This is a genomic window from Rhizobium chutanense (genome assembly GCF_002531935.1).
In the GTDB taxonomy this organism is placed as follows: domain Bacteria; phylum Pseudomonadota; class Alphaproteobacteria; order Rhizobiales; family Rhizobiaceae; genus Rhizobium; species Rhizobium chutanense.
On record NZ_NWSV01000065.1, the window covers coordinates 1 to 3,362 of the forward strand.

Here is a 3,362-nt window from a genome sequence, read left to right on the forward strand (position 1 = left end):
TTGCACTCGACGACCGATTTCCGACCGGTCTGAGCCCACCATCGCGCGCCTCCGTTACTCTTTCGGAGGCGACCGCCCCAGTCAAACTACCCACCATACACTGTCCCGGACCCGGATGACGGGCCGCGGTTAGACATCCATGACGATAAGGGTGGTATTTCAAGGATGGCTCCACGGAAACTGGCGTCCCCGCTTCAAAGCCTACCACCTATCCTACACATGCCGACACGAATGCCAGTGTAAAGCTATAGTAAAGGTGCACGGGGTCTTTCCGTCTGACCGCAGGAACCCCGCATCTTCACGGGGAATTCAATTTCACTGAGTCTATGTTGGAGACAGCGGGGAAGTCGTTACGCCATTCGTGCAGGTCGGAACTTACCCGACAAGGAATTTCGCTACCTTAGGACCGTTATAGTTACGGCCGCCGTTTACTGGGGCTTCGATTCAAAGCTTGCACCTCTCCTCTTAACCTTCCAGCACCGGGCAGGCGTCAGACCCTATACGTCGTCTTGCGACTTCGCAGAGCCCTGTGTTTTTGATAAACAGTCGCTACCCCCTGGTCTGTGCCACCCCAAAATACTTGCGTAAATTGGGGTCACGCTTCTTCCGAAGTTACGCGTGCAATTTGCCGAGTTCCTTCAACATAGTTCTCTCAAGCGCCTTGGTATACTCTACCTGACCACCTGTGTCGGTTTCGGGTACGGTCTATACGGTGGAGCTATTTCCTGGAACCGCTCCGCTGCCCTGATAATCCAATAAACCAGAACAACTTGTGCAATCCGTCACTACCACCAGGCCCACGAATATTAACGTGGTTCCCATCGACTACGCATTTCTGCCTCGCCTTAGGGGCCGGCTAACCCTGCTCAGATTAACTTTAAGCAGGAACCCTTGGTCTTTCGGCGAGAGGGTCTCTCACCCTCTTTATCGTTACTCATGTCAACATTCGCACTTCCGATACCTCCAGGAGCCCTCACGGGTCTCCCTTCATCAGCTTACGGAACGCTCCGCTACCACGTGTATTGCTACACATCCTCAGCTTCGGTGCATGGCTTCAGCCCCGTTACATTTTCGGCGCAAAGACCCTTATTTAGACCAGTGAGCTGTTACGCTTTCTTTAAATGATGGCTGCTTCTAAGCCAACATCCTGGTTGTTTTGGGATCCTCACATCCTTTCCCACTTAGCCATGACTTGGGGACCTTAGCTGGAGGTTAGGGTTGTTGCCCTTTTCACGACGGACGTTAGCACCCGCCGTGTGTCTGCCGAGTAGTACTCCCCGGTATTCGGAGTTTGGTTAGGATCAGTAAGACGGTGAGTCCCCATAGCCCATCCAGTGCTCTACCCCCGGGGGTATTCGCTCGACGCTCTACCTAAATAGATTTCGCGGAGAACCAGCTATTTCCGAGTTTGATTGGCCTTTCACCCCTAGCCACAAGTCATCCCAATCTATTGCAACAGATGCGGGTTCGGTCCTCCAGTTGGTGTTACCCAACCTTCAACCTGCTCATGGCTAGATCACTCGGTTTCGGGTCTAATGCAACAAACTATATCGCCCTATTCAGACTCGCTTTCGCTTCGCCTACACCTACCGGCTTAAGCTTGCTTGTTACACTAAGTCGTTGACCCATTATACAAAAGGTACGCCGTCACCCTTTCAGGCTCCGACTGTTTGTAGGCATCCGGTTTCAGGTTCTATTTCACTCCCCTTGTCGGGGTGCTTTTCACCTTTCCCTCACGGTACTTGTTCGCTATCGGTCATGCACGAGTACTTAGGCTTGGAGAGTGGTCTCCCCATGTTCAGACAGGATTTCTCGTGTCCCGCCCTACTCTAGGACAATCTTGATATCTACGCGTACGGGGCTGTCACCCACTACGGCCGCACTTTCCAGAGCGTTCCACTTTAATCAAAATTGCCACTGGCCTGGTCCGCGTTCGCTCGCCACTACTTGCGGAGTCTCGGTTGATGTCCTTTCCTGCAGGTACTTAGATGTTTCAGTTCCCTGCGTTCGCTTCTTACACCCTATGTATTCAGGTGTAGATACCTTATCACAATGCTTGGAACCTGGCGTCGCCTTGCGACGCTAGCGAATAGCCAATAGCGAGTAGCGAATAGTTTTTGAACCCTATTCGCTATTCGCTAAATCCTATTCGCGGCGCCGACGGCGCCAGATTCCCAAGCATTTAAGGTGGGTTGCCCCATTCGGAGATCCATGGATCAAAGCTCATTCGCAGCTCCCCACGGCTTTTCGCAGCGTATCACGTCCTTCATCGCCTGTGCATGCCAAGGCATCCACCAAATGCCCTTACGACACTTAATCGTTCTCATTGCCAATGCTCATCATCTCGTTGCTCGCCTCCCGAAGGAAACGGCAACAGACCGGGTTACCTTTTACAACCCAGTCAATCCAACAATGCCATCGACGTGTTCGATCCAGTCCCTTGTTTAAGATGTCACGCCGAGCGACATCCGGGCTGGATCTTAAGACCAGCTTCTCGAGATTGGATCCGATACCGCGCGGTCAGGCAACGGTAATCCGATCGCTCATCAGACGATGCCCGAAGGCACCGAACAATAAACGATCCAGAGCGACAAGCTTCCTTCCTACCTCCAGTCCCTCCACCACATCCGGCCGGCTAGGCCATCCATGGTTTCACAAGAACTGGGCTCGGACGTCATGGGCAAAACCCAAAACACCTGGAAGCCTCCAGATCAATCTTCTCTTCACGATATATGCAGAACAGGCATCAGGCGCTAAGCCGATGCAAAACTTGTATTTCTTCAAAAGACAAAACCGTCAACCGTCAGTCTCAACACCAATCGATTTGGTGGAGCTGAGCGGGATCGAACCGCTGACCCCCTGCTTGCAAAGCAGGTGCTCTCCCAGCTGAGCTACAGCCCCATCAGCTCGATCGCCTGGATCACTCCAGGTTCGGCAACATCCGCATCAGCCACATTCCATCATCCCTAACCCTCATTTGCCGATGCAAATGGTGGGCCCGGGAAGACTTGAACTTCCGACCCCACGCTTATCAAGCGTGTGCTCTAACCAACTGAGCTACGGGCCCATTCGGGGGGAACCGGTCGATACGGTCTTTTGTCTTCTTGAAGAAAGAGAAACGTGGACGGCGAAAGCTCGCCATACCGTCGTGACCGAAGTCTACGCGGCGTATTACGTTGCGATGGTCACCTGACTGGTGCCATCTATGTTCTAAAAAGCACGGGAAGGTTCATCCAGATCAAGTCCGGCGTCTTACCAATTCCACAGCTTCCTTAGAAAGGAGGTGATCCAGCCGCAGGTTCCCCTACGGCTACCTTGTTACGACTTCACCCCAGTCGCTGACCCTACCGTGGTTAGCTGCC

Annotated in this window: 2 tRNA genes and 2 rRNA genes; all 4 read right to left on the bottom strand. The window is 53.0% G+C overall.

The window, feature by feature from the left end:
* Positions 1–2,319: ribosomal RNA gene (locus tag CO666_RS33175) — 23S ribosomal RNA — on the bottom strand; the annotation flags it as partial.
* Positions 2,320–2,825: 506 nt separating this feature from the next.
* A tRNA-Ala gene (locus tag CO666_RS33180) sits at positions 2,826–2,901 on the bottom strand.
* A gap of 89 nt (positions 2,902–2,990) precedes the next feature.
* A tRNA-Ile gene (locus tag CO666_RS33185) sits at positions 2,991–3,067 on the bottom strand.
* A gap of 209 nt (positions 3,068–3,276) precedes the next feature.
* Positions 3,277–3,362 (bottom strand): 16S ribosomal RNA (locus tag CO666_RS33190); the annotation flags it as partial.